The following is a 25,345-nucleotide window of genomic DNA, read 5'->3' as shown; positions in this document are numbered from 1 at the left end:
GCCGCAGAGCCGGGACCCATTGGCTGCACGGAACACGAAGTGTTTGGGTCCCGGCTCTGCGGAGCAGCGTTACACGCTGCACCGCGTCCGGGACACGCGAATCTCGCTAGATCGGCTGGCCCGTATAAGGCATCGACGCGGTAAGGCCGCCGTCGACCGGGATCGCCTGGCCGTTGACGTAGGAAGCATCGTCGCTGGCGAGGAACAGGCCCATCGCCGCGAGTTCGTGCGGCTGGCCGGCCCGCTTCAGGGGATTGAGCTGGCCGATCTTGTCCTGGGTGCCGCGCTCCTTGGCGCGGTCGAATACCGGCTTGGTCATGCCGGTCTCGATCAGGCCCGGGCAGATCGCATTGATGCGCACGCCGGTACCGGACAGCGAATAGGCCGTGGTCTGCACCAGGCTGATGACGCCGGCCTTGCTGGCGCCATAGGGATGTCCGCTGGCGCCGGCCTTGAGGCCTGCGACGGAGGCGGTGCATACGATCGAGCCGGATTTTTGCCGGATCATGTGTGGCATCGAGTGTTTGATCGCGAGGAACGGCCCGATCAGATTGATGCGCAAGACTTCCTGCCAGTGCTCGACGGTCTGCTCGGCCAGCGGCACCAGCCCGCCGCTGACGCCGGCATTGGCCCAGATCGCGTCGAGCCTGCCGTATTTCGAAACCGCCTTGTCGATGAAGGCCATCACATCGGCTTCCGATCCGGCATCCGCCATCACAGCCTCGACCGTACCACCGGCATCGCTGACGAGCTTGGCGGTCTCCTTCACGCCCTCAGCGCGGTCGACGATGACGAGCTTCGCGCCTTCCCTGGAGAACAGCACCGATGCCGCGCGCCCGATGCCGCTGCCAGCACCTGTGATGATGACGGATTTGCCTTCGAGGCGGCCCATGAGCTTCTCCCTTACAGTGTTATGCGCGCCGGCGTCTGCCGCCTTGCGGAATTCAAACAAGATTTCAAACGTCAGAGTGACTTGAGACGATGCGTGCTCTGACGTACAGCGACAGCGAACAGTATTGAAGGGTCTTGGCGATGTCCTATGCAGACAAACCGCGACTGGCTACGACGCGATGGTGGTGGGTGCGTCATGCGCCGGTGCGCGAAGATAACGGCTGCATTTACGGGCAGGAGGATCTCGGCTGCGACTGCAGCGATCGCATCGTGTTCGAGGCGGTCGGAAAGATCCTGCCGCGCAACGCGGTCTGGTATGCAAGCAATCTGAAGCGCACGCATCAGACTGCGCACGCGATCTGGGCCGCCGGATTTCCCAAGCCGATGGAGATGCCGCACGTGCACGCATTCGCCGAGCAGCATCTCGGCCAATGGCAAGGCATGAATCGCGCGGCATTCATCGCAAGCCGGCCGATCGGTAGCCATTGGTTTGGCGCCTTCGACGAGCCTGCGCCCGGCGGCGAGAGTTTCCTCGATCTCTACAATCGAGTCTGCGCCGCCATTGAGCGCATCAATCTCGAACAAGCGGGCAAGGACGTGATCGTCGTGGCGCATGGCGGCACGATCAGGGCCGCCGTCGCCCTTGCGCTCGGCGGCTTGCCGGAAAAAGGCCTGGTCTTCGACATCGACAATTGTTCGGTCACGCGGCTCGACCATCTCGCAAGCGAGGGCCACAGCGGTTGGCGGCTGCAGATGGTCAACCAGCAGCCGTGGATCGCCGATGCCTCGCACGACGCGATGCATCAGCCGTCCGGGCCGGAGGTCGAGCCGCCGTCGACCAAGCTCGCTTGAGCCTCAAGTTGTCGAGGACCGCAAAGGCTGCTTAGTTCTAATTCAAGACGAAACCGGCAATCGCGCTGGGCCATCATTGGGAGAGAGACATGAGCTTGTTCGATATGACCGGGAAAGTCGCCGTCATCACCGGCTCCACGCGTGGCATCGGCCGCGCCATCGCCGAGCGGATGGCCGAGCACGGCGCGAAAGTCGTGATCTCGTCGCGCAAGCAAGATGTTTGCGATCAGGTCACCAAGGAAATCAACGACAAGTTCGGCAAGGGGACGGCGGTAGCGATCGCCGCGAATATTTCCAGCAAGGAAAACCTGCAGAACCTCGTCGACGAGTCCAACCGCGCTTTCGGCAAGATCGACGTGCTGGTCTGCAACGCAGCGTCCAATCCCTACTACGGCCCGCTCGGCGGCATCTCCGATGAACAGTTCCGCAAGATCCTGGACAACAACATCGTCGCCAACAATTGGCTGATCAACATGGTGGTGCCGCAGATGATCGAGCGCAAGGACGGCTCGATCATCATTGTGTCCTCGATCGGCGGATTGAAGGGCTCGACCGTGCTCGGCGCATACGCGATCTCGAAGGCGGCCGACATGCAACTCGCGCGCAACCTCGCCTGCGAATATGGCAAGCACAATATCCGCGTAAATTGCATCGCGCCCGGCCTGATCAAGACCGATTTCGCCAAGGCGCTGTGGGACAATCCGGAGACGCTGAAGGCCTCCACCGCGCGCTCGCCGCTCTTGCGCATCGGCGTGCCGGACGAGATCGCCGGCGCCGCGGTGCTGATGGGATCGAAGGCGGGGGACTTCATGACCGGCCAGACCATCGTGATCGACGGCGGTGCTACGATCAGTTGAGGATTGGCCCGTGTCCCGGACGCGGTGCAGCCTAGGCGATGCAAAGCATCGTCCGGAAACGCCGCTCCGCAGAGCCGGGACCCATGTGGACGGCGGCGAAGATGTGGGCCCCGGCTCAGCGACGCATCACTTCGTGCTGCGTCGCGTCCGGGGCACGAGAAATCACTCCACCGCCGCGTAGACCAAATCGCGCAGCAGGTTGCGGATGTATTCGCGCTGGCCGGGGCCCTGCATCATGAAGACCGTGAACAGCTCTTCCGCGGGATCGATGAAGAAGAACGTCCCGGCCATGCCGCTCCAGAAGAACTGGCCGAGCGAGCCCGGGAACGGCGCGATGCCTTGGTGAGTGCGGACCGCGAAGCCGAGTCCAAAACCGTGACCGGGCGGCATCAGCGGCGAGTCGACCTTCACGTTGGGCGAGAGGTGATCTGAAGCCATGAGCTCCAGCGTCTTGCGGCCGATAATCCGATTGCCGTCGAGCGTGCCGCCGTTGAGCAGCATCTGGCAGAACCGCGCATAGTCCATGGTGGTCGAGACCAGCCCGCCGCCGCCGGATTCCATCGCGGGCTTCTCCAGCATGTTGAAGAGCTGCACCTTGTCGCCGTTCCACGGATCGGTCGGGAACGGTTCGGCGAGGCGGCCGGCGTTCGCTTCCGAGGTATGGAAGGCGGTCTCGGCCATCTGCAGCGGCGCCAGGATTCGCTCGGTCAGGAACGCGCCGAGCGACTTGCCGGAGACGACTTCGATGATGCGGCCGAGCACATCGGTCGAGCGGCTGTAGTTCCATTCTGCGCCGGGCTGGCAGATCAGCGGCATGCCGGCGATCATGGTGGCGTGCTCGGCGTTGGTGATCTTGCGGCTGCGCAGCCGTGACTGCTGATAGAGCTGCTGGACGAGGCCGTTACCGGTGTGGTCGTAGGTCAGGCCCGACGTATGCCGCAGCAGGTCCTGAACCGTCATCGGCCGCTTCACCGGCACCAGCTCGAGCTTGCCGTTGTTCTCGCAGCCGACCTTCTGGTCGGCAAACTCCGGAATGAACTTGGCGACGGGGTCGCCCAGAATGAAGTGGCCGTCCTCGACCAGCATCATGATTCCGACCGAGACGATCGGCTTGGTCATCGAGAAGATGCGGAAGATGCTGTCATGTGCCATCGGCGTGGCTGCTGCCGGGCTCTGCCGGCCGACGGCATCGAACCAGCCGACTTGGCCGCGCCGGGCCACCATGACGGTGGCGCCGGGCAAGGTTCCCTTGTCGGCCTCGCGCTTGAAGGCGTCCGACATCCCCTGCAGGCGGACGCTCGAGAGGCCGATGGTTTCCGGCTTGGCGTCGGGGAGAGAAGGGGTCTGGGGGGCGGTTGTCTGGCGGGCGGTCTGCGCGTTCATGGTCTCTCCCGTTGCGCTTATTGTTGTGGTGACCAAGTCTGGCGCAGAAGGTGCGCTTTGGATAGGGCGGTAAGCCGCTTCGCCCTTGCAATCGGGGCATGCCCTATGCTTGAAACGGCACGAACCGACGCACGCGCCGGTTCCCTGCAGGAGTGTAGCTCAATTGGTAGAGCACCGGTCTCCAAAACCGGGGGTCGCAGGTTCGAGCCCTGCCACTCCTGCCAGCCAAATCAAATACTTAGATTGATCTTCGGCGACGGCCGGCGAGCCCTTTCAGGCTTCCGACGAACTCGCGCTTCATTCAACGACGACCGGCCTATTCTGCCACGCCGGCTCTCTCGCGCATCTTGTCGATCAGCTTCGACGCTTCCGCCTTCGTGAGGTTCTCATTGAATGCGTCGGGGCAATGCGCCTGCTCGCACAGTGTCTTCAGGTAAGATGCCTGAGCCCCAGTCATCGGCTCATCGCCGGAGACCCAGTCGTCAGGGTCCTTTTCTGTGTTCGAATCGATGTGCGTCTTGGAAGTCATTTGCCGTCCTCCTCAGTCCAAGAATGCATTTGTTCATGTATTGTTCCGCGAGTGCGTTCGAGGGGAGCATCGGTGCAACTCCAACGAACTACCGCCGCTTCAGCAACGATGCCATTGCTTGCGCTGCAATCGGAGAGAGCGAGGGAAGACCCGAGGGAAGACCAATGGGACCCCTGTGGCGGGATAGTGAAGGCCGTTTCTGGCTTCCTCGCGCGCTCAAGCGATCCAATGTCCGGGGACGACCGCGACAATTCTCGGGGTCGTCACCGTCCTGATCCTGATAACGGCATTGCGGGTTTCGGCGAATGCGCACTGCACTGAATGCGACGTTCAAGGCCAAGCCGGTTGAACAGCGCGTCTCCTCCTAGATCAGGCCTCGTGTCGCCAGCCTCGGCTCGTGGCCGCCCTCGGCTTATGTTGATCGTTTCGTTGGCCGCCAGCGCCGCGCTATCGGCCCTGGAACAGTGGTCTGCTGACAAGGTCGTCCGAAGTGCTCTCAACACGGTGGTGCCGATAGCGATATTCACGCTGTTGTTCGCAGCGATCTACCGGGTACTGCCCGATACGAACATCTACTGGTGCCATCTCGTCCTGAGCGCATTTGTCACAGCCGTGTTGTTCACTATCGGCAAGTCGGTGATCGGCTTTAGCCCGGTCGCGCAGCGCCGAGTTCGGCCTATGCGCGGCGGGGTGCGCTGATCGTCCTCATGTTCTGGGCCTATTACTCATCGCAGGTTTTCCTGTGCGGTGCTGAACTGACGAAGGCGATCGATGACGAGCGTCATTCGGCCAGGCGCAGCGAGCGCGAGGAACAATTCAATAGCGCGTGAGTTCGTCCCAAAACCAACACGAACCCAATAGGGCGGTGACGACATGGCACGATCCGTAGAGGAGCTACGACGGGACTCCGAGATAAGCCGCGCCCAGCTTGCGGCGACCGTCGATCGGTTGAGGGAACAGATCACCGACACTGCAGAAGACATCCGCTACAAGGTTTCGCCGGATGGCATCAAGGCGGAGGTTTCCGGCTTCATCAGTCACAAGACCCAGACTTGGCTTGGCGCGGTCAGGCAGCAAGCCATGGAAAACCCGATGCAGGCGATTGCCGCGGGCACCGCAATTGCAGTGCCCGCGCTGCGGCTGGCCCGCGGTTTTCCGCTCCCGCTGTTAATGATCGGCGCGGGCCTTGCCCTGAGCTCCAGGACGGTGCGTGACCGCGCTGCGGAATCAGTGGCACCGGCCATCGAAAGAGCCAAGGAGGCGATCGATGAGACCACCGCACGCGCGCAGTCACTCGGCGATAGCCTGCGTCAGGCGGTATCCTCCACCCAGAGCGAGGCAGCCGCTAGGGCCGGCGACGCACAGGAGGCCGCGGGCGAGATGGCGAGCGAGACGAGGAATCGGGCCGCCGAGACCGCCGACGCCGTCAGCGGCAAGGTCAGGGCCGGCATGGATGCCGCTTCTGAAATGGCAAATGACACCATGGAAATGGCGAAAGAAAAGATGGAGCGCGCTCGCTCCTCCGCCACCCGGGCAGCGACCGCGGCACCCGCAGCGGCAAGCAAGGTGATCCGCGACAACGCTGCATTGATCGGCGGCCTGGGAGTGGCGATTGGTGCGATCCTTGCTGCTTCGCTTCCAAGTACCAGGGCCGAGGCCGGCGTATTGGGTAAAGCGAGCGACAGCGTTAAACGCGCCGCAGGCACGGCAGCTCAATCCGGATTTGATGCCGCCAAAGACGCCGCTATGTCGGCTGCGGACGCCGCGGCGAAAAGCGTTTCCGACGCCGACCTCGGCAAGCACGCCAGTCGGATCACGGAAGGCGTGACCGAGAGGCTCCAAGAAGTGGCCGACGACGTCGTGACGACGGCATTTGATCCTTCCCGTAACCCGCATAGCTGAAAAAGAGACCGCCATGAGCGATTTGGATCTCAACACCCGTAACACCAATTCCTCTCAGAACCAGAATACGACGACGTCGTCCCAGGACTTGAAGGACCAGGCTACCGAAGCCGGCGCAGAGATGAAGCAGCGCGCCGGCGACGCGCTGAAGGCGTCGACGGATATGGCACGCGAAAAATTCAAGGAAGCGGCGGATGTCGCCAAGGACGTGGCGTCAGGAACTGCCGATCGTCTGCAGGAGCAGGCTGGCGAACAACAGCGCACGGGCGCGGATTTCATCGGCCGGCTTGCCGGCGATATCAGGAATGCGGCGCGCGCGTTCGAGAATGACGCACCGTTTGCTGCCCGCAGCATCAATTCCGCGGCTGAATATGTTGACGAGGCCGCCGACAAGATCCGCAACGGAAGTCTCCGCGATCTCGTCGATGGCGCGACCGATTTTGCGAGACGGCAGCCTGCGGCTTTTCTCGGTCTCTCGGTGCTTGCCGGTTTCGCCGCGGTCCGCTTCCTGAAGGCATCCGGCAGTCAGAGCTCTTCACCGCAAAGCTCTTCCTCATCGTACTCGCCTTCATCGTACACGCCATCACCCTCCACCTCGTCCTCCTACAAAGCGGAGGCATCATGAGCACTAAAACGGATATTCGGACGATCTCCAGCCTGCTGGGCGATGCACTTTCGCAATTCGCCAAGCTGTTTCAAAACGAAGTCGATCTCGCCAAGGCTGAGCTTGGCGAAAAGGTTCAGCAAATCGGTGTCGCCGTTGGTCTCGTCGCGGCTGGCGCCATTCTCGTCGTTCCAGCGATTGTCATGGCCCTGTTCGCCCTTTCCGCGGCCTTGATCGCGGGAGGATGGTCGCAGCCCGTCTCGTATCTGATCTCCGCGATCGTGGCCGCGGTGGTTGCAGCGATCCTGCTTGCGATCGGCATGAACCGGCTGGACGCGCGGAAACTGGCGCCACGTGAAACGCTGCGGCAGCTCGAAAAGGACAAGGATACCGTGAAGGGAATGGTGCGATGAGCGGAACACAAGGGAGTTTCATAGATGGCCTGACGGCTGCTGCCCGCGACAATCCGCTTGCTGCGGCTCTGATCGGAGGCGGTGCGCTTTGGCTACTTATCGGCAATGACAAGTTGAAGAACGCGGCGAACTCGGTCAGGGCCGCTGCCGCGCCGCTTGCCGATACGGCTGCGCGCGGTTCACGGGCCGCCGCCTCGAAATTCGAGAATAGCTATGAGTCCATCCGGGATCGAACCTCCCGAATGCAGGACGAAGCGTCGCGGGGCGTCAATGAGACGGTGCGCAACGCCAGAAGCGGGGCTTCCGATGCGATGTCGGATGCGGCGGATACGATCAGCGATCGGTTCGAGGAAGGCGTCTCCGGTGCGCGGGAAATGTGGGACCGGCTGGGCAGGGCCCTGCCACGGAGGGAAACGCTGGCTCAGGCGCAATCCTCGCTTTCCGAGCTCCTCGAACGACAACCGCTGGTCCTCGGTGCCGTCGGTCTGGCGATCGGTGCCACGGTGGCCGGGGCGTTGGCGAAGTCCCATCTCGAAGATGAGTGGGTCGGCGAGCTCAGCGACAGTTTGAAGGCGGACGTGAACGCCCGCGCCGGCGCCGTGTCTCAAAGCGTCAGAGAGGCCTCCGACACGCTCCAAGCGGAACTCGGGGACGCCGGCGCCGAATTATCCGATCGGGTGCAACAGGCGGGCCGGGATGCAATGGATGCGGCCCGACAGAAAGTAGGGTCCTAGGCAGCGAGCGTCGGCGGGGAAAAATTGCTGTTAGGTCAATTAGTTGGACCAATTTTCTAGCGCTGTCGCGAAGCTAGCCGAAGAATGCGGTGAGGACTGCCATGTCCGACGTGGCGGGCGTGTCGCCGCGCAGGTCGGCATCGATGACCCGTCGGCAGGCATCGACGGTAACGGTGTCGCCGAGATCGTTTGCCGCGTCGAGAATGGTCCACGCGGTCTCGCCCGAAGGTCTTTCGCAGTCTTGGCCCAACAGTGCCATGGTCGTGTCACTCCCCAGGGGAGCAAACAGGATATCCAAGAGCTTTTAAAATCAGGGTCGTGGCCTTGTGTGCATTTGAGCCGACCCGGTACCGGCGGTTAACCAATGGCTCCGCCCCGTTTCAGTCTGCCGACAGGGGCCGCGGCACCCCGTACCTTGACCTTTTGCCCGGCCGGCAGTAGATAGCCGCCACCTGCTGCCGGCCCGTTAGATGCGGATATCCGGCGCGGCCTTGAATTCCCCCGAACAATCGAGCCCGCTTGGCGGCTCACCTTCGAGAGAGGGCTGGGCACTAGAGGGCTGTTCGGATTCGCTTTAAATCACAATGGTCTCACGAAGGACGCGGTAACCAACGATGGCTTTCAGCCCGTTCAAATTCCTGCAGGAAGTGCGCTCGGAGACCGCCAAGGTCACCTGGCCGACCCGCCGCGAGACGACGATCACCACGATCATGGTGTTCGTGATGGTTGCCTTGGCTTCGATCTTTTTCTTCATATCGGATTTGATCATCCGCTACGTCGTCACCTTCCTGCTGGGCGTCCAATGATGAGCACCGGAACCCTTACGATGGACAAGCGCTGGTATATCGTTCACGCCTACTCGAATTTCGAGAAGAAGGTGGCGGAATCGATCCGGGAGCAGGCGAAGCAGCGCGGCCTCGAGGAACTGTTCGACCAGGTGCTGGTGCCGACTGAAAAGGTCACCGAGGTGCGCCGCGGCCGCAAGATCGACGCCGAGCGCAAGTTCTTCCCGGGCTACGTGCTGGTGAAGATGAAACTGACCGACGAGGCGTTCCATCTCATCAAGAACACGCCGAAGGTGACGGGCTTCCTCGGCGCCGAAAACAAGCCGATGCCGATCTCCGAGTCCGAGGCGATGCGGATCCTGCACCAGGTGCAGGAAGGCGTCGAACGGCCGAAGGCGTCGGTGTCGTTCGAAATCGGCGAGAACGTCCGCGTGGCCGATGGCCCGTTCGCGTCGTTCTCCGGCGTGGTTGAAGAAATTGACGAGGCGCGTTCGCGCGTGAAGGTCGCTGTGTCGATCTTCGGCCGCGCCACGCCGGTCGAACTGGAATTCGGTCAGGTCGAGAAGGTCTGATCGATGCTGTCATTGCCGTGCTAAAGCGCGAAGCGCGTCTTCGCACTGGATCACCCGGCAATCCATCTTGCTTGAGAAGCTCTTCTCGAAGAGGGAAGGATGCCCGGGTCAAGCCCGGGCATGACAAGAGTGGAGGCGGCGACGCCTTTGGAATGCCGTGGAAGGGGACTGACGGTCGCCAGCCGTCATGCGAACCGTACCACGGTCCTGTGAAGCTTCCGGATTGTCCGGAGCAACATGAGGAGCAATAAATGGCAAAGAAAGTGACCGGATACCTGAAGCTTCAGGTCCCGGCCGGTGCGGCAAATCCGTCGCCCCCGATCGGTCCCGCGCTTGGTCAGCGCGGCCTCAACATCATGGAATTCTGCAAGGCGTTCAACGCGCAGACGCAGAAGGAAGAAAAGAACACCCCGATCCCGGTGATCATCACCATCTATGCGGACCGTTCCTTCACCTTCGAGATGAAGACGCCGCCGATGTCCTACTTCCTCAAGCAGGCTGCCAAGATCCAGTCCGGCTCGAAAACTCCGGGCCGCGACAAGGCGGGCCAGGTGACACGCGCGCAGGTGCGCGAGATCGCCGAGAAGAAGATGAAGGATCTCAATTGCGATTCCGTCGAATCGGCCATGAAGATGGTCGAGGGCTCCGCCCGTTCGATGGGTCTGGAAGTTGCGGGGTAACGGACCATGGCAATCGGAAAACGTTTGAAGAAGGTCCGTGAGGGCATCGACCGCGAGAAGCTCTATCCGCTCGCGGATGCCATCAAGATGGTCAAGGAACGCGCCACGTCGAAGTTCGACGAGACGATCGAGATCGCGATCAATCTCGGCGTCGACCCGCGCCACGCCGACCAGATGGTTCGCGGCGTCGTCAACCTGCCGAACGGCACCGGCCGCACGCTGCGCGTCGGCGTGTTCGCCCGTGGCGCCAAAGCGGACGAAGCCAAGGCTGCCGGTGCTGACGTCGTCGGCGCCGAAGACCTGGTCGAGAAGGTCCAGGGCGGCACGATCGACTTCGACCGTTGTATCGCAACCCCCGACATGATGCCGCTGGTTGGCCGCCTCGGTAAGGTGCTCGGCCCGCGCGGCATGATGCCGAACCCGAAGATCGGCACCGTGACGATGGACGTCACGTCAGCCGTGAAGGGCGCCAAGGGCGGCTCGGTCGAATTCCGCGTCGAAAAGGCCGGCATCGTGCAGGCCGGTGTCGGCAAGGCGTCGTTCTCCGAGGAAAAGCTGGTGCAGAACGTGAAAGCGCTGGCGGATGCGGTGGCAAAAGCAAAGCCGGCCGGCGCCAAGGGCACCTACATCCAGCGCGTGGCGGTCTCCTCCACCATGGGCCCGGGCGTCAAGGTCGAGCCGGGCACACTGCTCGGCTAGTCCGTGGCGGTCTGAGTGAATTGCAGGGGCGGAATCGGGTGACCGATTCCGCCCTTTGCGTTTGAAGTCGCGTTTTCGTAGTCGTTGCGTCGCCGGACTTGGCAAGAAGGAAAAAGAATGCCCGAGAAAGTCCTGATCTATTCGCGTTTTCCCAAAGCCCAGATGGAACGTTTTGGCGAGCGCTTCGAGTTGTTGAACGCCGCGGGCAAGGCGCCCAACGAGGTGTTCTCGGCCGATCAGCTCGCCGACATTCGCGCGCTGATCACGGCGGGCGGGACGCCGCTTCGCAGCGAGGCGATGGACATGATGCCGAAACTGGGCGCGATCATCTGCTACGGCACCGGCTATGACGGCGTCGACCTCGACGCTGCGGCGAAGCGCAACATCGCCGTCGGCCACAGCCCCGGCGCCAATGCGGCGTCAGTCGCCGATATCGCGGTCACGCTGATGTTGGCGGCCACGCGGCGGCTGCTCGTGGCTGACGACTATGTGCGCGGCGGGAGTTGGGCGGCCGCAAAACCGTCGCCGATGATGCGCCCGCAAGCCGGGATGCTCGGCCGCAAGATCGGCGTCTACGGCATGGGCGAGATCGGCCGCAAGATTGCCTCGCGGGCTGCCGCGTTCGAGACCGAGGTCGGGTATTTTAGCCGCCGCCCGCACGATGTGCCGTATCGGTATTTTCCGAGCCTGGATGCGCTGGCCGAATGGTGCAGTGTCCTGATGATCGCGGTGCGGGCAGGGGCGGATACCCATCACGTTGTCGATGCCAATATTCTGCGCAAGCTCGGCAAGGATGGTTACGTCGTCAATATTTCGCGCGGCTCGGTGATCGACCAGCCTGCGCTGATTGCGGCGCTGACCGATCAGACCATCGCCGGCGCGGGCCTCGACGTCTACGAGAAGGAGCCGCATGCGCCGGACGCCCTGACCGCACTTCCCAACGTGGTGCTCTCTCCGCACATCGGCGGTCATACGCTGGAATCGCATGTGGCGATGCAGAACTGCGTACTCGCTAATCTCGACGCGTTCTTCGCCGGCAAGCCGCTGCCGTACAAGGTGGCGTAGTTCACACCAGCCGGCTGGTTCAGCCGTTCATGATCACGGCGCGGGTTCGGCGCGCGGCATCATGCTCGCCGACGAGCGCAGCAGGGTCGGTCGCCAACACAGCTTCCGGTAAGGGCAGCGGCTCCAGGCCTGCGAAGCGGCGATAGGCGGCGCCCATGATGGCCGCGGCAACGACGACCAGCGCCAGGAGGGGGGTCGGAAACAACACCAGCAGTGCAATGGAGGCGATCACGCCGACGACGGCGCCGATGATGGCGTAGTCCATTCCGCCCGTGCGCCGGAAAGCTCGCGCGGCGGCGTGTGTAACGCTCACAATGATGGCGGACGGGATGGCTGTTGCGAGCAAGGTTGCCATGAAGAAATAGGCCGGTAGCGCCATTTGCGAAATCTGGTTGGCCCAGGCCGGATTCTGCGAACTACCGGTGTCCCATTGCGTCAGAAAGAACGTCACGAAGGGGATTGTGATCAACGCGACCAAGGCGGCCGGCACCACAGAGGCGATGGCGGTTGCAGCCATCGAGGTGCGGACCTGAACCGGTCCATCGAAATTTGCAGGGACGGACGGCGTTGGCGCATCGGCATTTGCAATAGCGCCGCGGCGGGCGCCGAGCATCTCGCGGCCGGCAAACTGGGCGTACAGAGTTGCGCTGATCATGCCGACGATGATCGGCAATATCGATGCCGTCAGGTGAGTGCCGTCCAGCGCCGGCGCGATATTGAGGTCTTGCGAAAGCGCAAAGGCATACCCGACCGCTGCGGCGGCTCCGCCCATCAGCCCATAGGCCATGCGGGTGGCAAGGCCGAATGAACGCAGCAGCCAGTGCCCAGCGGCAAGCAGGACGGCATCGACCACGACGCGCGCCGCGAAAATCTGAAATGCGCGGTCCGGGGAGGGCGGTTCGAGCTTGTTGGCCAGGAATACGCCAAGACCCAGCACCGACATGATGCCGTGGAATATGACGAGCACGATCAGCGCCGCGATGAAAGCACGGGCGGAATTACGGATAACGGGCATGGCGACGCTCCCCCTGGCGCGACAACGGAACGGGGCGTCCGGCGCAGCTCCGGCCTGAAACTGCAGGCCGGCGGTTGTGCTGCGGTTAACGCGCGACCTGAGCGCTGCAAATCTGAACTGCGAGATTAGGAGGCGGTTAGCGCAATCGTTAAACTTGAGTCAGTGTATCCCGGCAGGTCGGATGTGGCGCAGCTTGTCGGGATTGCGGACGACGTAGATCGCAGCGATTTTCTCGCCATCGATCGCCATGCTCAGGGTGAGGTCGAGTTCGCCATCCAGATAGAGTAGCGCGCCAATGGCGCCGTTGATGACAGCCGGCTCGATACGGACGTCCTGGCCGGCGGTTTTGCCGGCAATGCCGACGAAGAAGCGGGCGACCTTGTCTTTCCCGACAATCGGATTGCGCGCCGCGAATTTACGGCCGCCGCCATCGGTGATTGCAACCGCATCCTCGCGCAGCAATTCGGCCAGCCGGCTGACGTCACCGCTGGCCACTGCTTCGCTGAAAGCATGCAGCAGGCGCGCGTGACTGTCCGGCGCGGCCGCAGGCGCCGGGCGGTTGTCGCGCACCGCTCGGCGGGCGCGCGAGGCAAGCTGACGGCAGGCGGCCTCGCTATGGTCGAGCATCGCGGCGATTTCGGAGAACGGCGTGTCGAACACATCGTGAAGTAGGAAGGCCGCGCGCTCCATCGGAGAAAGCCGGTCCAACGCCAGCAACAGGGCGAACGATAGATCGTCAGCCAGTTCGGTGGCGGCTTCGGCCGACAGACTTTCCGCGTCGAACACCGGCTCCGGAAGCCAGGGCCCGACATAGATCTCCCGCTGCGCCTTTGCGCTCTTCAGGCGATCGAGGCAGAGCCGGGTCACGACGGTGACGAGAAACGCTTCCGCGTTGCGGACATCCTGCGCGCCGGCAAAGCGGAGATAGGCGTCCTGCACGACGTCCTCGGCGTCGCTGCGGCTGCCGAGCATGCGATAGGCGAGCCCGAGCAGGCGCCCGCGATGGGGCGCCAGCGGGTCGTCATGCGGCCTGTTTGACGACATCGACATTGTGCCCATTCACCGAGACGCGGCGGCACTCCTTGGCGTAGCCGAGCCCTGCTTTCACCATCGGGAACATGCGACCGAGCTGGAGCGCCAGCGTCAGGTCTATCACGCCTTTCGGGCCCCATTGGGCGCGGATGGCGTCGCGAAACTCATCGTCATTGGCGGAGCGGCGCACCACGGCATCGGCAAACCGGAACCCGAGCATGGTCGCATCATTCATTGCGTGCGGATCGCGGCGAAGAACCGCCTCGATCTGGTCCTTGGCCATGCCCGCTTCCAGCGCCATGTCGACGACCAGTTGCGTACAGGGACCGCAATCCTCCGCCAGCGCGCCGACGATTTTGGCAGCGAAGCTGGCATCGGTCGGGACCGCCTCGCGATGCGCGGCCGCCTTCATGATGGGCGCGAACTTGAAAAAGGCGGCAGGCGATTCGTTCAGCATCGCCTCGAGATAGCTGACGTCGTAACCATAGCGTTTGGCGAATGCACGCAAACTGCGGCGGGCGATCCAACTACGCATATTGTTCTCCTTTGTTGGGGAAGGCGGAATAGAGGGCGAGTGCGGAGGGCAGGACCACGGCAAGAAGATCGAACACGGCGTGATGGACGTGCCCGCTAACGATCAGCACCAGGTGGATCAGGCCATGCGCGGCTAGGAAGCCGGCGCCCGCCACCGCCGCCGGCCAGTACCGTGGTCGCCATGCCCGCGCGGCCAGCGCCAGACCGGCCACCAGAAATGCTGCGCCGACGTCCTGCACGAAATGCGGGTTGAAGGGACCGGTATCGGTGACGCCGGGAACGTTGTGGTACCAGAGGGGGCCGGCAACAAGCATCGCCAGTCCGTTCAGAACGGCCGGTATCGCAAGGATCGCCGCTATTTGACGCCGCATGGGAACCTCCTGCGACCAAGACGAGCGTGGGGAGGGTAGTGTGACGGCGCGGGTCAAAAATTGGCGCGCGTTTCGAGCGAAAATTTTGCCGAGGAACTTTGCCTGGGCTGCGCCGACAAACTGGTGTGAATTTTGCTCTTGGCAAGCCGGGCAAGACTCGTTAAACAACGGCTTCCAGGCGTGCTGGCCGTAGCTGGCACGTCCGTGCGCGCATTCCGAAAACCCGTTACGGTAGGAGATCATTCCTTTCAGGACATCCGCATGGATTGCTCGAAAGGAAGGAAAGCTCATCGTTTCGTGGAATGCGGCAGGGGTCCTTCGGCTTGCCGGATGGCCCCGATCCTGTCCGAGACTGCAGGCGCCCGCGAAGAAACGCAAGTTCTTCAACGGCTTAATCTTATAGCCTGCATAGACGGGTGAAGACCGGATTTCGCTTTAGCGTCGCCTCGCGCGGCGCCATGGCTGATTTGGTTCGAACCTCGACACCCCGCACCATCTGGTTCGGGAGGGCAGGCTTTTCAAATGTCGTCTGCCCGGCGTGTCCTTGAGACTGGTGTCTAGAGGTCAGGTTTTGGGCGAGACGATGGGTGCAACCCGGCGGTCTCGCTCTTAAGCGAAGGCCGCCAACCGGAGAGAGCTTGCTGTGGAAAGAGCGGCAAAAAAGGACGCGGTTGAGGCGCTGAACGAGGTCTTCAAGACCACGAGCGTTGCAGTCGTCGCCCATTATTCCGGCCTCACCGTGGCCCAGATGCAGAAGCTGCGTACGCAGATGAAGCAGGCGGGCGCGTCGGTGAAGGTCTCGAAGAACCGTCTCGCCAAAATTGCTCTTGAAGGCACGGACGTCGTTGCCATTGGCTCCCTTTTGAAGGGGCCGACCGTGATCGCGACTTCAAACGATCCGGTAGCGGCGCCGAAGGTTGCCATGGAGTTCGCCAAGACGAACGAGCGGTTCGTCATTCTCGGCGGCTCGATGGGTAAAACCGTCCTGGATGTGAACGGCGTGAAGGCACTTGCCTCGCTGCCCTCGCTGGACGAACTGCGCGGCAAGCTTGTCGGCCTCCTAGTGGCGCCGGCGACCAAGATCGCTCAGCTCTCCACTGCGCCCGCGGCCAAGCTCGCGCGCGTCGTCCAGGCCTATGCCTCAAAGAGCGAAGCGGCCTGACCCTTCGCTAATCAAATCTGGTTCGAACCAAACCTTTAAGGAACTGATCAATGGCTGACCTACAGAAAATCGTCGACGACCTCTCGAGCCTCACGGTGCTCGAAGCTGCCGAGCTCGCGAAGCTCCTCGAAGAAAAGTGGGGCGTTTCCGCCGCTGCCGCCGTGGCGGTTGCCGGTCCCGCGGGTGGCGGCGCCGCCGCTGCTCCGGTTGAAGAAAAGACCGACTTCACCGTCGTTCTCGCTTCCGCCGGCGAAAAGAAGATCGAAGTCATCAAGGAAGTCCGCGCCATCACCGGCCTGGGCCTCAAGGAAGCCAAGGACCTCGTCGAAGGCGCGCCCAAGCCGGTCAAGGAAGGCGTGAACAAGGAAGAGGCCGACAAACTCAAGGCCCAGCTCGAAAAGGCTGGCGCCAAGGTCGAGTTGAAGTAAGCGTACTACACAGAAAAGTGTGGGGATTCGCGGGGTTAGCCCCTCGAATCTCCACGTTTCTGCCCCATATCAGGGCGGCAGCAGGAAAAGGCGGTAGGCGGCGGGGACGGCAGGGTTCCCGGCGTAAGCCGTTGGGAGACAGTCAGATTTCGGGCTTTTTCAGTCCGTGAAGCAACCAGTTGTGACGGGCGGGTGCAGTCATGCGCCCGCGCGTCGTTTTGCGTTTTGAAGGTCTAAAGTGCGGGTTCAGGATTTAATTCCTGAAAGTGGGCTTTGTTCCTTTTGAGCGATTCGACAATTCAACCCGGGGGCGATGGCAGTCGCGCTTCGGAAGGTTCGCCTACTAAGGCGACGAAAATGAGAGGCCACGATGGCGCAGCAGACATTCACCGGTCGCAAACGGGTCCGCAAGTTCTTCGGACACATCAAGGAAGTCGCCGAGATGCCGAACCTGATCGAGGTTCAGAAGGCATCCTATGACCAATTCCTGATGGTCGATGAACCTCCGGGCGGCCGGCTGGACGAGGGCCTGCAGGCGGTGTTCCGCTCGGTGTTCCCGATCTCGGATTTCTCCGGCACCTCGATGCTAGAGTTCGTCCGCTACGAATTCGAGCCGCCGAAATATGACGTCGACGAGTGCCGCCAGCGCGGCATGACCTATGCTGCGCCGCTGAAGGTGACGCTGCGCCTGATCGTGTTCGATATCGATGAGGAAACCGGCGCCAAGTCGGTCAAGGACATCAAGGAGCAGGACGTCTACATGGGCGATATCCCGCTCATGACCATGAACGGTACCTTCGTCGTCAACGGTACAGAGCGCGTCATCGTCTCGCAGATGCACCGGTCGCCTGGCGTGTTCTTCGACCACGACAAGGGCAAGACCCATTCGTCCGGCAAGCTGTTGTTTGCCGCGCGCGTGATTCCGTATCGCGGTTCCTGGCTCGACATCGAGTTCGACGCCAAGGACATCGTGTTCGCGCGCATCGACCGCCGCCGCAAGATCCCCGTGACCTCGCTGATGTACGCGCTCGGTCTCGACGGCGAGCAGATCCTTTCGACGTTCTACAAGAAGATCAATTTCAAGCGCGCCAAGGACGGCTGGCGCGTGCCGTTCGACGCCGCCCGTTTCCGCGGCTACTCGACCATCAACGACCTGATCGACGCCGATACCGGCAAGGTGGTGCTGGAGGCCGGCAAGAAGCTGACCGTGCGCGCGGCGCGCCAGTTGCAGGAAAAGGGCCTGAAAGCCCTGCGCCTGTCGGATGAAGAGCTGATCGGCAACTATCTCGCCGAGGATCTCGTCAATCCGAAGACCGGTGAAATCTACGCCGAGGCCGGCGAGGAGCTCACCGAGAAGTCGCTGAAGGCGCTCAACGAGCAGGGCTACAAGGAGCTGCCGCTGCTCGACATCGACCACGTCAATGTCGGCGCCTACATCCGCAACACACTGCATGCCGACAAGAACATGACGCGTGAAGACGCGCTGTTCGATATCTACCGCGTGATGCGTCCGGGCGAGCCGCCGACGATCGATTCGGCCCAGACCATGTTCCAGTCGCTGTTCTTCGACGCGGAACGCTACGACCTGTCCGCGGTCGGCCGCGTCAAGATGAACATGCGCCTCGAGCTCGACGCGCCCGACACCCATCGCACGCTGCGCAAGGAAGACATCCTGGCCGTCATCAAGACGCTGGTCGACCTGCGCGACGGCAAGGGCGAGATCGATGACATCGACCATCTCGGCAACCGCCGTGTGCGTTCGGTCGGCGAGTTGATGGAGAACCAGTACCGCATCGGCCTCCTTCGCATGGAGCGCGCCATCAAGGAGCGCATGTCGAGCGTCGACATCGACACCGTGATGCCGCAGGACCTGATCAACGCCAAGCCGGCGGCTGCCGCGGTGCGCGAGTTCTTCGGCTCGTCCCAGCTCTCGCAATTCATGGACCAGACCAACCCGCTGTCGGAGATCACCCACAAGCGCCGTCTGTCGGCGCTTGGACCGGGCGGCCTGACCCGCGAGCGCGCCGGCTTCGAAGTCCGCGACGTGCATCCGACCCATTACGGCCGCATCTGCCCGATCGAGACGCCGGAAGGTCCGAACATCGGCCTGATCAACTCGCTGGCGACGTTCGCGCGCGTCAACAAGTACGGCTTCGTCGAAACGCCCTACCGCAAGGTGAAGGACGGCCGCGTCACCGACGAGGTCGTGTATCTCTCGGCGATGGAGGAGGGGCGCTATCGCGTCGCGCAGGCCAACGTGCCACTCGACGCCAAGGGCCGCTTCACCGAAGACCTGATCGTCTGCCGTCATGCCGGCGAAGTGCTGCCGATCACGCCGGACAAAGTCGACTATATGGACGTGTCGCCGAAGCAGCTCGTCTCGGTGGCCGCGGCGCTGATCCCGTTCCTCGAGAACGACGACGCCAACCGCGCGCTGATGGGCTCGAACATGCAGCGCCAGGCGGTGCCGCTGGTTCGCGCCGAGGCGCCGTTCGTCGGCACCGGCATGGAGGGCGTGGTGGCCCGTGACTCCGGTGCCGCCATCGCCGCCCGCCGTTCCGGCGTGGTCGACCAGATCGACGCCACCCGCGTCGTGATCCGCGCCACCGAAGATCTCGATCCGACCAAGTCGGGCGTCGATATCTACCGGCTGATGAAGTACCAGCGCTCCAACCAGTCGACCTGCATCAACCAGCGTCCGCTGGTGAAGGTCGGCGACATCGTCAAGAAGGGCGACATCATTGCCGACGGTCCCTCGACCGATCTCGGCGAGCTCGCGCTCGGCCGCAACGTGCTGGTCGCGTTCATGCCGTGGAACGGCTACAACTTCGAAGACTCGATCCTGCTCTCCGAGCGGATCGTGAAGGACGACGTCTTCACCTCGATCCACATCGAGGAGTTCGAGGTGATGGCCCGCGACACCAAGCTCGGACCTGAGGAAATCACCCGCGACATTCCGAACGTCTCGGAAGAAGCGCTGAAGAACCTCGACGAAGCCGGCATCGTCTATATCGGCGCCGAAGTCCGCGCCGGCGACATCCTGGTCGGCAAGATCACACCGAAGGGCGAGAGCCCGATGACGCCGGAAGAAAAGCTTTTGCGCGCCATCTTCGGCGAAAAGGCTTCCGACGTCCGCGACACCTCGCTGCGCGTGCCTCCGGGCGTGCAGGGCACGATCGTGGAAGTGCGCGTGTTCAACCGGCACGGCGTCGACAAGGACGAGCGTGCGCTGGCGATCGAGCGCGAAGAGATCGAGCGTCTGGCCAAGGACCGCGACGACGAACAGGCGATCCTCGACCGTAACGTTTACGGCCGCCTGGCCGAGCTCCTGGAAAACCGCCAGGGCATCGCGGGTCCGAAGGGCTTCAAGAAGGACACCAAGATCACGCGCGCCGTGCTCGAGGAGTATCCGAAGTCGCAGTGGTGGATGTTTGCGTCACCGAACGACAAGCTGATGGCCGAAATCGAGGCGATGCGGAAGCAGTACGACGAATCGAAGAAGGGCCTCGAACAGCGCTTCCTCGACAAGGTCGAAAAGCTGCAGCGTGGCGACGAATTGCCGCCCGGCGTGATGAAGATGGTCAAGGTCTTCGTCGCGGTGAAGCGCAAGATCCAGCCCGGCGACAAGATGGCCGGCCGCCACGGCAACAAGGGTGTGGTGTCCAAGATCGTTCCGATCGAGGACATGCCGTTCCTTGAGGACGGTACGCATGCGGACATCGTGCTCAATCCGCTCGGCGTGCCCTCGCGCATGAACGTCGGCCAGATTCTGGAGACGCATCTCGGCTGGGCCTGCGCCGGCCTCGGCAAGCGCATCGGCCAGACCATCGATGGCTACTATCAGAAGCAGGACCTCAAGCCGCTGCGCGAGACCCTGAAGAAGATCTATGGCGACGATGAAACCATCAAGACGCTCAACGACAACGAGCTGATGGAGCTGGGCCGCAATCTGAGCCACGGCGTGCCGATCGCGACGCCGGTGTTCGACGGTGCCAAGGAAGCCGACATCGAGGAGATGCTGAAGCTCGCGGGCTTCGACGCCTCCGGCCAGTCGACCGTCTATGACGGCCGCACCGGCGACGCCTTCGATCGCAAGGTGACGGTGGGCTACATCTACATGCTCAAGCTGCACCATCTGGTCGACGACAAGATCCACGCGCGTTCGATCGGTCCGTACTCGCTCGTCACCCAGCAGCCGCTGGGCGGCAAGGCGCAGTTCGGCGGCCAGCGTTTCGGCGAAATGGAGGTGTGGGCGCTGGAAGCCTACGGCGCGGCCTACACGCTGCAGGAAATGCTGACCGTGAAGTCGGACGACGTCGCCGGCCGTACCAAGGTGTACGAGGCGATCGTGCGCGGCGACGACACGTTCGAGGCGGGTATTCCGGAATCGTTCAACGTGCTGGTCAAGGAAATGCGCTCGCTCGGCCTCAACGTCGACCTGCACAATTCCAAGATGGGACCGGCGCCGACGTCCGAGGCGGCTGAGTAACGCTTAAGATTCCATGTCCGGCCCAAAGCGCGAGGCAAGCCTTCGCGCAAAGGGCCGGACATTCGCGCTTCGCTCGGACGTTGAGTGGGGCGCACTAAAAGAGTTTCGAATTTGCTGCCGGTGACGACCGGCACGCGAGGAGAAGACGATGAACCAAGAAATTATGAATCTCTTCAATCCGACGACCCCGGCCCAGGTCTTCGACCAGATCCGGATCTCGATTGCGTCCCCGGAGAAGATTCTGTCCTGGTCCTACGGCGAGATCAAAAAGCCAGAGACCATCAACTACCGGACCTTCAAGCCGGAGCGCGACGGCCTGTTCTGCGCCCGCATCTTCGGGCCGATCAAGGACTACGAGTGCTTGTGCGGCAAGTACAAGCGGATGAAGTACAAGGGCATCATCTGCGAAAAGTGCTCGGTCGAAGTGACGCTGTCGCGCGTCCGGCGCGAGCGCATGGGCCATATCGAACTGGCGGCACCTGTTGCCCACATCTGGTTCCTGAAGTCGCTGCCGTCGCGCATCGGCCTTCTGCTCGACATGACGCTGAAGGATCTCGAGCGGATCCTGTACTTCGAATACTACGTCGTGCTGGAGCCGGGCCTGACCGCGCTCAAGGACCGTCAGCTCTTGTCGGAAGACGAGTACCTGAAGGCGCAGGACGAATACGGCCAGGATTCGTTCACCGCCATGATCGGCGCGGAAGCGATCCGCGAGCTGTTGAAGGGCCTTGAGCTAGAAAAGCTCGAGCAGTCCCTGCGCGCCGAGATGCAGGAGACTGAGTCCGACATCAAGCACAAGAAGCTCGCCAAGCGGCTGAAGATCGTCGAAGCGTTCCGCTATTCCGGCAACAAGCCGGAGTGGATGATCCTGACCGTGGTGCCGGTGATCCCGCCGGACCTGCGTCCGCTGGTGCCGCTCGACGGCGGCCGCTTCGCGACCTCGGACCTCAACGATCTCTACCGCCGCGTCATCAACCGCAACAACCGCTTGAAGCGGCTGATGGAGCTGCGCGCGCCCGACATCATCATCCGTAACGAAAAGCGCATGCTGCAGGAGGCTGTCGACGCGCTGTTCGACAACGGCCGCCGCGGCCGCGTCATCACCGGCGCCAACAAGCGCCCGCTGAAGTCGCTGGCCGACATGCTCAAGGGCAAGCAGGGCCGCTTCCGGCAGAACCTGCTCGGCAAGCGCGTCGACTATTCGGGCCGTTCGGTGATCGTGGTCGGTCCCGAGCTGCGGCTGCATCAGTGCGGCCTGCCGAAGAAGATGGCGCTCGAACTGTTCAAGCCGTTCATCTATTCGCGGCTCGACGCCAAGGGTCTGTCCACCACCGTGAAGCAGGCGAAGAAGCTGGTCGAAAAGGAGCGTCCCGAGGTCTGGGATATCCTCGACGAGGTGATCCGCGAGCATCCGGTGCTGCTCAACCGCGCGCCGACGCTGCATCGCCTCGGCATCCAGGCGTTCGAGCCGGTGTTGATCGAAGGCAAGGCGATCCAGCTCCATCCGCTGGTTTGCGCGGCGTTCAACGCCGACTTCGACGGCGACCAGATGGCCGTGCACGTTCCGCTGTCGCTCGAAGCGCAGTTGGAAGCGCGCGTCCTGATGATGTCGACCAACAACATCCTGCATCCGGCGAACGGTCAGCCGATCATCGTGCCGTCGCAGGACATCGTGCTCGGCCTCTACTATCTCTCGATCATGCGTGAAGGCCTGCCCGGCGAGGGCAAGATCTTCGGCGACATGGCCGAGCTCGAGCACGCTCTGCATTCGAAGGTCATCCACCTCCACACCAAGATCAAGTACCGGTGGGAGGGCACCGACGAGAACGGCAAGCCGGCGAAGCGCTGGATCGAGACCACCGCGGGCCGCGTCATGCTCGGCAACGTGCTGCCGAAGAACGCGAAGATTTCGTACGACATCATCAACAAGCTGATGACCAAGCGCGAAATCTCCGGCGTGATCGACCAGGTCTACCGTCACTGCGGTCAGAAGGAGACCGTGATCTTCTGCGACCGCATCATGGCGCTCGGCTTCTACAATGCGTTCAAGGCCGGCATTTCGTTCGGCAAGGACGACATGGTGGTGCCGCACAGCAAGTGGAAGATCGTCGACACCACCCGTACGCTGGCGAAGGATTTCGAGCAGCAGTACAACGATGGCCTGATCACCCATGGCGAGAAGTACAACAAGGTGGTCGACGCCTGGTCGAAGGCGACCGAAGAAATCGCCAAGGAGATGATGAAGGAAATCTCCTCGACCAAGAAGACGCCGAAGGGTGCCGACGCCGACATCAACTCGATCTACATGATGGCGCATTCGGGCGCGCGCGGTTCGCCGGCGCAGATGCGTCAGCTCGCCGGTATGCGCGGCCTGATGGCGAAGCCGTCGGGTGAGATCATCGAGACGCCGATCATTTCCAACTTCAAGGAAGGTCTGTCGGTGCTCGAATACTTCAACTCGACCCACGGCGCCCGCAAGGGTCTCGCGGACACCGCGTTGAAGACCGCGAACTCCGGTTACCTGACCCGCCGCCTGGTCGACGTGGCGCAGGACTGCATCATCACGCAGGACGATTGCGGCACCAAGCTCGGCATCAAGATGCGCGCCATCGTCGATGCCGGCACGGTGGTCGCTTCGCTGGCCTCGCGTATTCTCGGCCGCACCGCGGGCGAGGATCTGCGCGATCCTGCGACCAACAAGGTCGTGGTCAAGCGCGGCACGCTGATGGAGGAGACGCATGTCGACGCCATCCAGCAGGCCGGCATCCAGGAAGTGAAGATTCGCTCGGCGCTGACCTGCGAACTCGTCAACGGCATCTGCGGCAAGTGCTACGGCCGCGATCTGGCCCGCGGCACGCCGGTCAACCACGGCGAGGCGGTCGGCGTCATCGCCGCCCAGTCGATCGGTGAACCGGGCACGCAGCTCACGATGCGCACGTTCCATATCGGCGGCGCGGCGCAGATCAACGAGCAGTCGTTCGTCGAATCGAACTTCGAGGGCAAGGTCACCATCAAGAACAAGTCCATCGCCCGAAACAGCGAAGGCCACTTGATCGCGATGGTTCGCAACATGGTCGTTGCGATCGTCGATGCCGACGGAACCGAGCGTGCGACCCACCGCATTCAGTACGGCGCGCGCATGCACGTCGACGAGGGCGACATGGTCAAGCGCGGCCAGCGCATCGCGGAGTGGGATCCGTACACCCGTCCGGTTCTCACCGAAGTCGAGGGCACCATCGGGTTCGAGGACCTGGTCGAGGGTCAGTCGATCTCGGAAACGCTCGACGAATCCACCGGTATCGCCAAGCGCGTCGTCATCGACTGGCGTGCGTCGCGCGGTGGTGCCGACCTGCGTCCGGCCATCGTGGTCAAGGGCAAGGACGGCAAGGTGCTCAAGCTCGCGCGTGGCGGCGATGCCCGCTACATGCTGTCGGTCGACGCCATCCTGTCGGTGGATACCGGCGCGAAGGTCAAGGCCGGTGACATCCTGGCGCGTATCTCGACCGAAAGCGCCAAGACCCGCGACATCACCGGCGGTCTGCCGCGGGTGGCCGAACTGTTCGAGGCCCGCAAGCCGAAGGACGCGGCGATCATCGCGGAAATCGCCGGCACGATCCGCTTCGGCCGCGACTACAAGAACAAGCGCCGCATCTCGATCGAGCCGATGGACAAGACCGAGGAGCCGCGCGAGTACCTGATCCCGAAGGGCAAGCACATCCATCTGCAGGACGGCGACATCGTCGAAAAGGGCGATTTCATCGTCGAAGGCAATCCGGCGCCGCACGATATCCTGGCGATCAAGGGCATCGAGGAACTCGCTGCCTATCTGGTCAACGAAATCCAGGAGGTCTATCGGCTGCAGGGCGTGCTCATCAACGACAAGCACATCGAGGTGATTGTCCGTCAGATGCTGCAGAAGGTCGAGGTCACCGATCAGGGCGACACCGACATGATCTCGGGCGAGCAGGTCGACAAGATCGAGTTCGACGCGCTCAACCTGAAGGCAAAGGAAGAGGGCAAGAAGCCCGCCACGGGAACGCCGGTTCTGCTCGGCATCACCAAGGCGAGCCTGCAGACCCGCTCGTTCTTCTCGGCGGCCTCGTTCCAGGAGACCACCCGCGTGCTCACCGAAGCCGCCGTCAACGGCAAGGTGGACCCGCTGGAAGGCCTCAAGGAGAACGTCATTGTCGGCCGGCTGATCCCGGCAGGCACCGGCGCCTCGATGGCCAAGATCCGCGAAGTCGCGGTCAAACGCGACAAGCTGATTCTGGACGAGCGCGAGAAGCAGGCGGCGATCGTGCCGACCGCTCCGGAAGCCGAACCGCTGGCGCTGCCGCCAGCGGAGTAA

Annotated in this window: 24 protein-coding genes and 1 tRNA gene; 17 read left to right on the top strand and 8 right to left on the bottom strand. The window is 62.7% G+C overall.

What is annotated here, in order from left to right:
* Positions 1-106 precede the first annotated feature (106 nt).
* Positions 107-892, bottom strand: coding sequence for an SDR family oxidoreductase (locus tag IVA95_RS09660; protein ID WP_247510275.1), 786 nt, complete (start codon positions 890-892; stop codon positions 107-109).
* A 140-nt stretch (positions 893-1,032) separates the two neighbouring features.
* Here IVA95_RS09660 and IVA95_RS09655 point away from each other — a divergent pair, with 140 nt between their 5' ends.
* Positions 1,033-1,743: a histidine phosphatase family protein gene (locus tag IVA95_RS09655; protein ID WP_247510274.1), complete on the top strand. Its 711-nt coding sequence runs from the start codon at positions 1,033-1,035 to the stop codon at positions 1,741-1,743.
* An 89-nt stretch (positions 1,744-1,832) separates the two neighbouring features.
* Positions 1,833-2,600, top strand: coding sequence for an SDR family oxidoreductase (locus tag IVA95_RS09650; protein ID WP_028349077.1), 768 nt, complete (start codon positions 1,833-1,835; stop codon positions 2,598-2,600).
* A gap of 162 nt (positions 2,601-2,762) precedes the next feature.
* On the opposite strand, the gene IVA95_RS09645 is transcribed toward IVA95_RS09650, so the two are convergent.
* Positions 2,763-3,983 (bottom strand): serine hydrolase domain-containing protein, encoded by a 1,221-nt coding sequence (locus IVA95_RS09645; protein ID WP_247510273.1) that lies wholly within the window; start codon positions 3,981-3,983, stop codon positions 2,763-2,765.
* Positions 3,984-4,131: 148 nt separating this feature from the next.
* Here IVA95_RS09645 and IVA95_RS09640 point away from each other — a divergent pair.
* Positions 4,132-4,207: transfer RNA gene (locus IVA95_RS09640), tRNA-Trp, on the top strand.
* A 92-nt stretch (positions 4,208-4,299) separates the two neighbouring features.
* Here the strand turns inward: IVA95_RS09640 and IVA95_RS09635 are convergent.
* Complete coding sequence (locus IVA95_RS09635) at positions 4,300-4,512, bottom strand: DUF3072 domain-containing protein (RefSeq protein ID WP_247510272.1); 213 nt, start codon at positions 4,510-4,512, stop codon at positions 4,300-4,302.
* Positions 4,513-4,926: 414 nt separating this feature from the next.
* Here IVA95_RS09635 and IVA95_RS09630 point away from each other — a divergent pair, with 414 nt between their 5' ends.
* The 5 genes from IVA95_RS09630 to IVA95_RS09610 all read left to right on the top strand — a co-directional run bounded on the left by IVA95_RS09630 (position 4,927) and on the right by IVA95_RS09610 (position 8,165).
* Positions 4,927-5,211 (top strand): YhjD/YihY/BrkB family envelope integrity protein, encoded by a 285-nt coding sequence (locus IVA95_RS09630; protein WP_247510271.1) that lies wholly within the window; start codon positions 4,927-4,929, stop codon positions 5,209-5,211.
* A gap of 393 nt (positions 5,212-5,604) precedes the next feature.
* Positions 5,605-6,414, top strand: a complete 810-nt coding sequence (locus IVA95_RS09625) for a DUF3618 domain-containing protein (RefSeq protein WP_247510270.1) — start codon at positions 5,605-5,607, stop codon at positions 6,412-6,414.
* A 13-nt stretch (positions 6,415-6,427) separates the two neighbouring features.
* On the top strand, positions 6,428-7,039 hold the full coding sequence (locus IVA95_RS09620) for a hypothetical protein (protein ID WP_247510269.1): 612 nt from the start codon (positions 6,428-6,430) through the stop codon (positions 7,037-7,039).
* A complete protein-coding gene (locus IVA95_RS09615; RefSeq protein WP_247510268.1) occupies positions 7,036-7,431 on the top strand; it encodes a phage holin family protein in 396 nt (131 codons plus the stop codon). Before IVA95_RS09620 ends, IVA95_RS09615 begins: the two co-directional genes overlap by 4 nt.
* Positions 7,428-8,165, top strand: coding sequence for a hypothetical protein (locus tag IVA95_RS09610; RefSeq protein ID WP_247510267.1), 738 nt, complete (start codon positions 7,428-7,430; stop codon positions 8,163-8,165). Before IVA95_RS09615 ends, IVA95_RS09610 begins: the two co-directional genes overlap by 4 nt.
* Positions 8,166-8,238: 73 nt before the next feature.
* Here the strand turns inward: IVA95_RS09610 and IVA95_RS09605 are convergent, their stop codons facing one another.
* On the bottom strand, positions 8,239-8,424 hold the full coding sequence (locus tag IVA95_RS09605; protein WP_247510266.1) for a hypothetical protein: 186 nt from the start codon (positions 8,422-8,424) through the stop codon (positions 8,239-8,241).
* Positions 8,425-8,779: 355 nt separating this feature from the next.
* Here IVA95_RS09605 and secE point away from each other — a divergent pair, with 355 nt between their 5' ends.
* From secE to IVA95_RS09580, 5 genes are all read left to right on the top strand, one after another.
* Positions 8,780-8,971, top strand: coding sequence for a preprotein translocase subunit SecE (gene secE, locus IVA95_RS09600; RefSeq protein ID WP_057849148.1), 192 nt, complete (start codon positions 8,780-8,782; stop codon positions 8,969-8,971).
* 20 nt (positions 8,972-8,991) lie between these two features.
* Positions 8,992-9,522, top strand: coding sequence for a transcription termination/antitermination protein NusG (gene nusG / locus IVA95_RS09595; protein WP_057849226.1), 531 nt, complete (start codon positions 8,992-8,994; stop codon positions 9,520-9,522).
* 251 nt (positions 9,523-9,773) lie between these two features.
* Complete coding sequence (rplK, locus tag IVA95_RS09590) at positions 9,774-10,202, top strand: 50S ribosomal protein L11 (RefSeq protein ID WP_247510265.1); 429 nt, start codon at positions 9,774-9,776, stop codon at positions 10,200-10,202.
* A gap of 6 nt (positions 10,203-10,208) precedes the next feature.
* The gene (gene rplA, locus IVA95_RS09585; protein WP_057843562.1) at positions 10,209-10,901 is read left to right on the top strand and encodes a 50S ribosomal protein L1; all 693 of its coding nucleotides are present in this window, start codon (positions 10,209-10,211) and stop codon (positions 10,899-10,901) included.
* Between the two features lie 117 nt (positions 10,902-11,018).
* The gene (locus tag IVA95_RS09580) at positions 11,019-11,966 is read left to right on the top strand and encodes a 2-hydroxyacid dehydrogenase (protein ID WP_247510264.1); all 948 of its coding nucleotides are present in this window, start codon (positions 11,019-11,021) and stop codon (positions 11,964-11,966) included.
* 19 nt (positions 11,967-11,985) lie between these two features.
* On the opposite strand, the gene IVA95_RS09575 is transcribed toward IVA95_RS09580, so the two are convergent.
* The 4 genes from IVA95_RS09575 to IVA95_RS09560 all read right to left on the bottom strand — a co-directional run bounded on the left by IVA95_RS09575 (position 11,986) and on the right by IVA95_RS09560 (position 14,918).
* Positions 11,986-12,981 (bottom strand): hypothetical protein, encoded by a 996-nt coding sequence (locus IVA95_RS09575; RefSeq protein ID WP_247510263.1) that lies wholly within the window; start codon positions 12,979-12,981, stop codon positions 11,986-11,988.
* Between the two features lie 159 nt (positions 12,982-13,140).
* On the bottom strand, positions 13,141-14,025 hold the full coding sequence (gene sigJ / locus IVA95_RS09570) for an RNA polymerase sigma factor SigJ (protein WP_247510262.1): 885 nt from the start codon (positions 14,023-14,025) through the stop codon (positions 13,141-13,143).
* Complete coding sequence (locus IVA95_RS09565) at positions 14,003-14,548, bottom strand: hypothetical protein (protein WP_247510261.1); 546 nt, start codon at positions 14,546-14,548, stop codon at positions 14,003-14,005. The genes sigJ and IVA95_RS09565 overlap by 23 nt, the downstream gene beginning before the upstream one ends.
* Positions 14,541-14,918, bottom strand: a complete 378-nt coding sequence (locus IVA95_RS09560; protein WP_247510260.1) for a hypothetical protein — start codon at positions 14,916-14,918, stop codon at positions 14,541-14,543. The genes IVA95_RS09565 and IVA95_RS09560 overlap by 8 nt, the downstream gene beginning before the upstream one ends.
* Before the next feature lie 643 nt (positions 14,919-15,561).
* On the opposite strand from IVA95_RS09560, the gene rplJ reads away from it, so the two are divergent.
* From rplJ to rpoC, 4 genes are all read left to right on the top strand, one after another.
* Positions 15,562-16,080, top strand: coding sequence for a 50S ribosomal protein L10 (gene rplJ, locus IVA95_RS09555; RefSeq protein WP_213245522.1), 519 nt, complete (start codon positions 15,562-15,564; stop codon positions 16,078-16,080).
* 50 nt (positions 16,081-16,130) lie between these two features.
* Positions 16,131-16,508 carry a 50S ribosomal protein L7/L12 gene (rplL, locus tag IVA95_RS09550; protein WP_213245520.1) on the top strand — a complete coding sequence of 126 codons (378 nt, stop codon included), beginning with the start codon at positions 16,131-16,133 and terminating at the stop codon, positions 16,506-16,508.
* A gap of 370 nt (positions 16,509-16,878) precedes the next feature.
* Entirely contained in the window at positions 16,879-20,997 is a 4,119-nt protein-coding gene (gene rpoB / locus IVA95_RS09545; RefSeq protein WP_213245518.1) for a DNA-directed RNA polymerase subunit beta, read from the top strand.
* A gap of 148 nt (positions 20,998-21,145) precedes the next feature.
* Positions 21,146-25,345: a DNA-directed RNA polymerase subunit beta' gene (gene rpoC / locus IVA95_RS09540; RefSeq protein ID WP_213245516.1), complete on the top strand. Its 4,200-nt coding sequence runs from the start codon at positions 21,146-21,148 to the stop codon at positions 25,343-25,345.

The sequence above is a fragment of the Bradyrhizobium sp. 157 genome (assembly GCF_023073815.1).
In the GTDB taxonomy this organism is placed as follows: Bacteria; Pseudomonadota; Alphaproteobacteria; order Rhizobiales; family Xanthobacteraceae; genus Bradyrhizobium.
The sequence above is the reverse complement of the archived record's forward strand: the minus strand, read 5'-3'. Positions and strand labels throughout refer to the sequence as shown.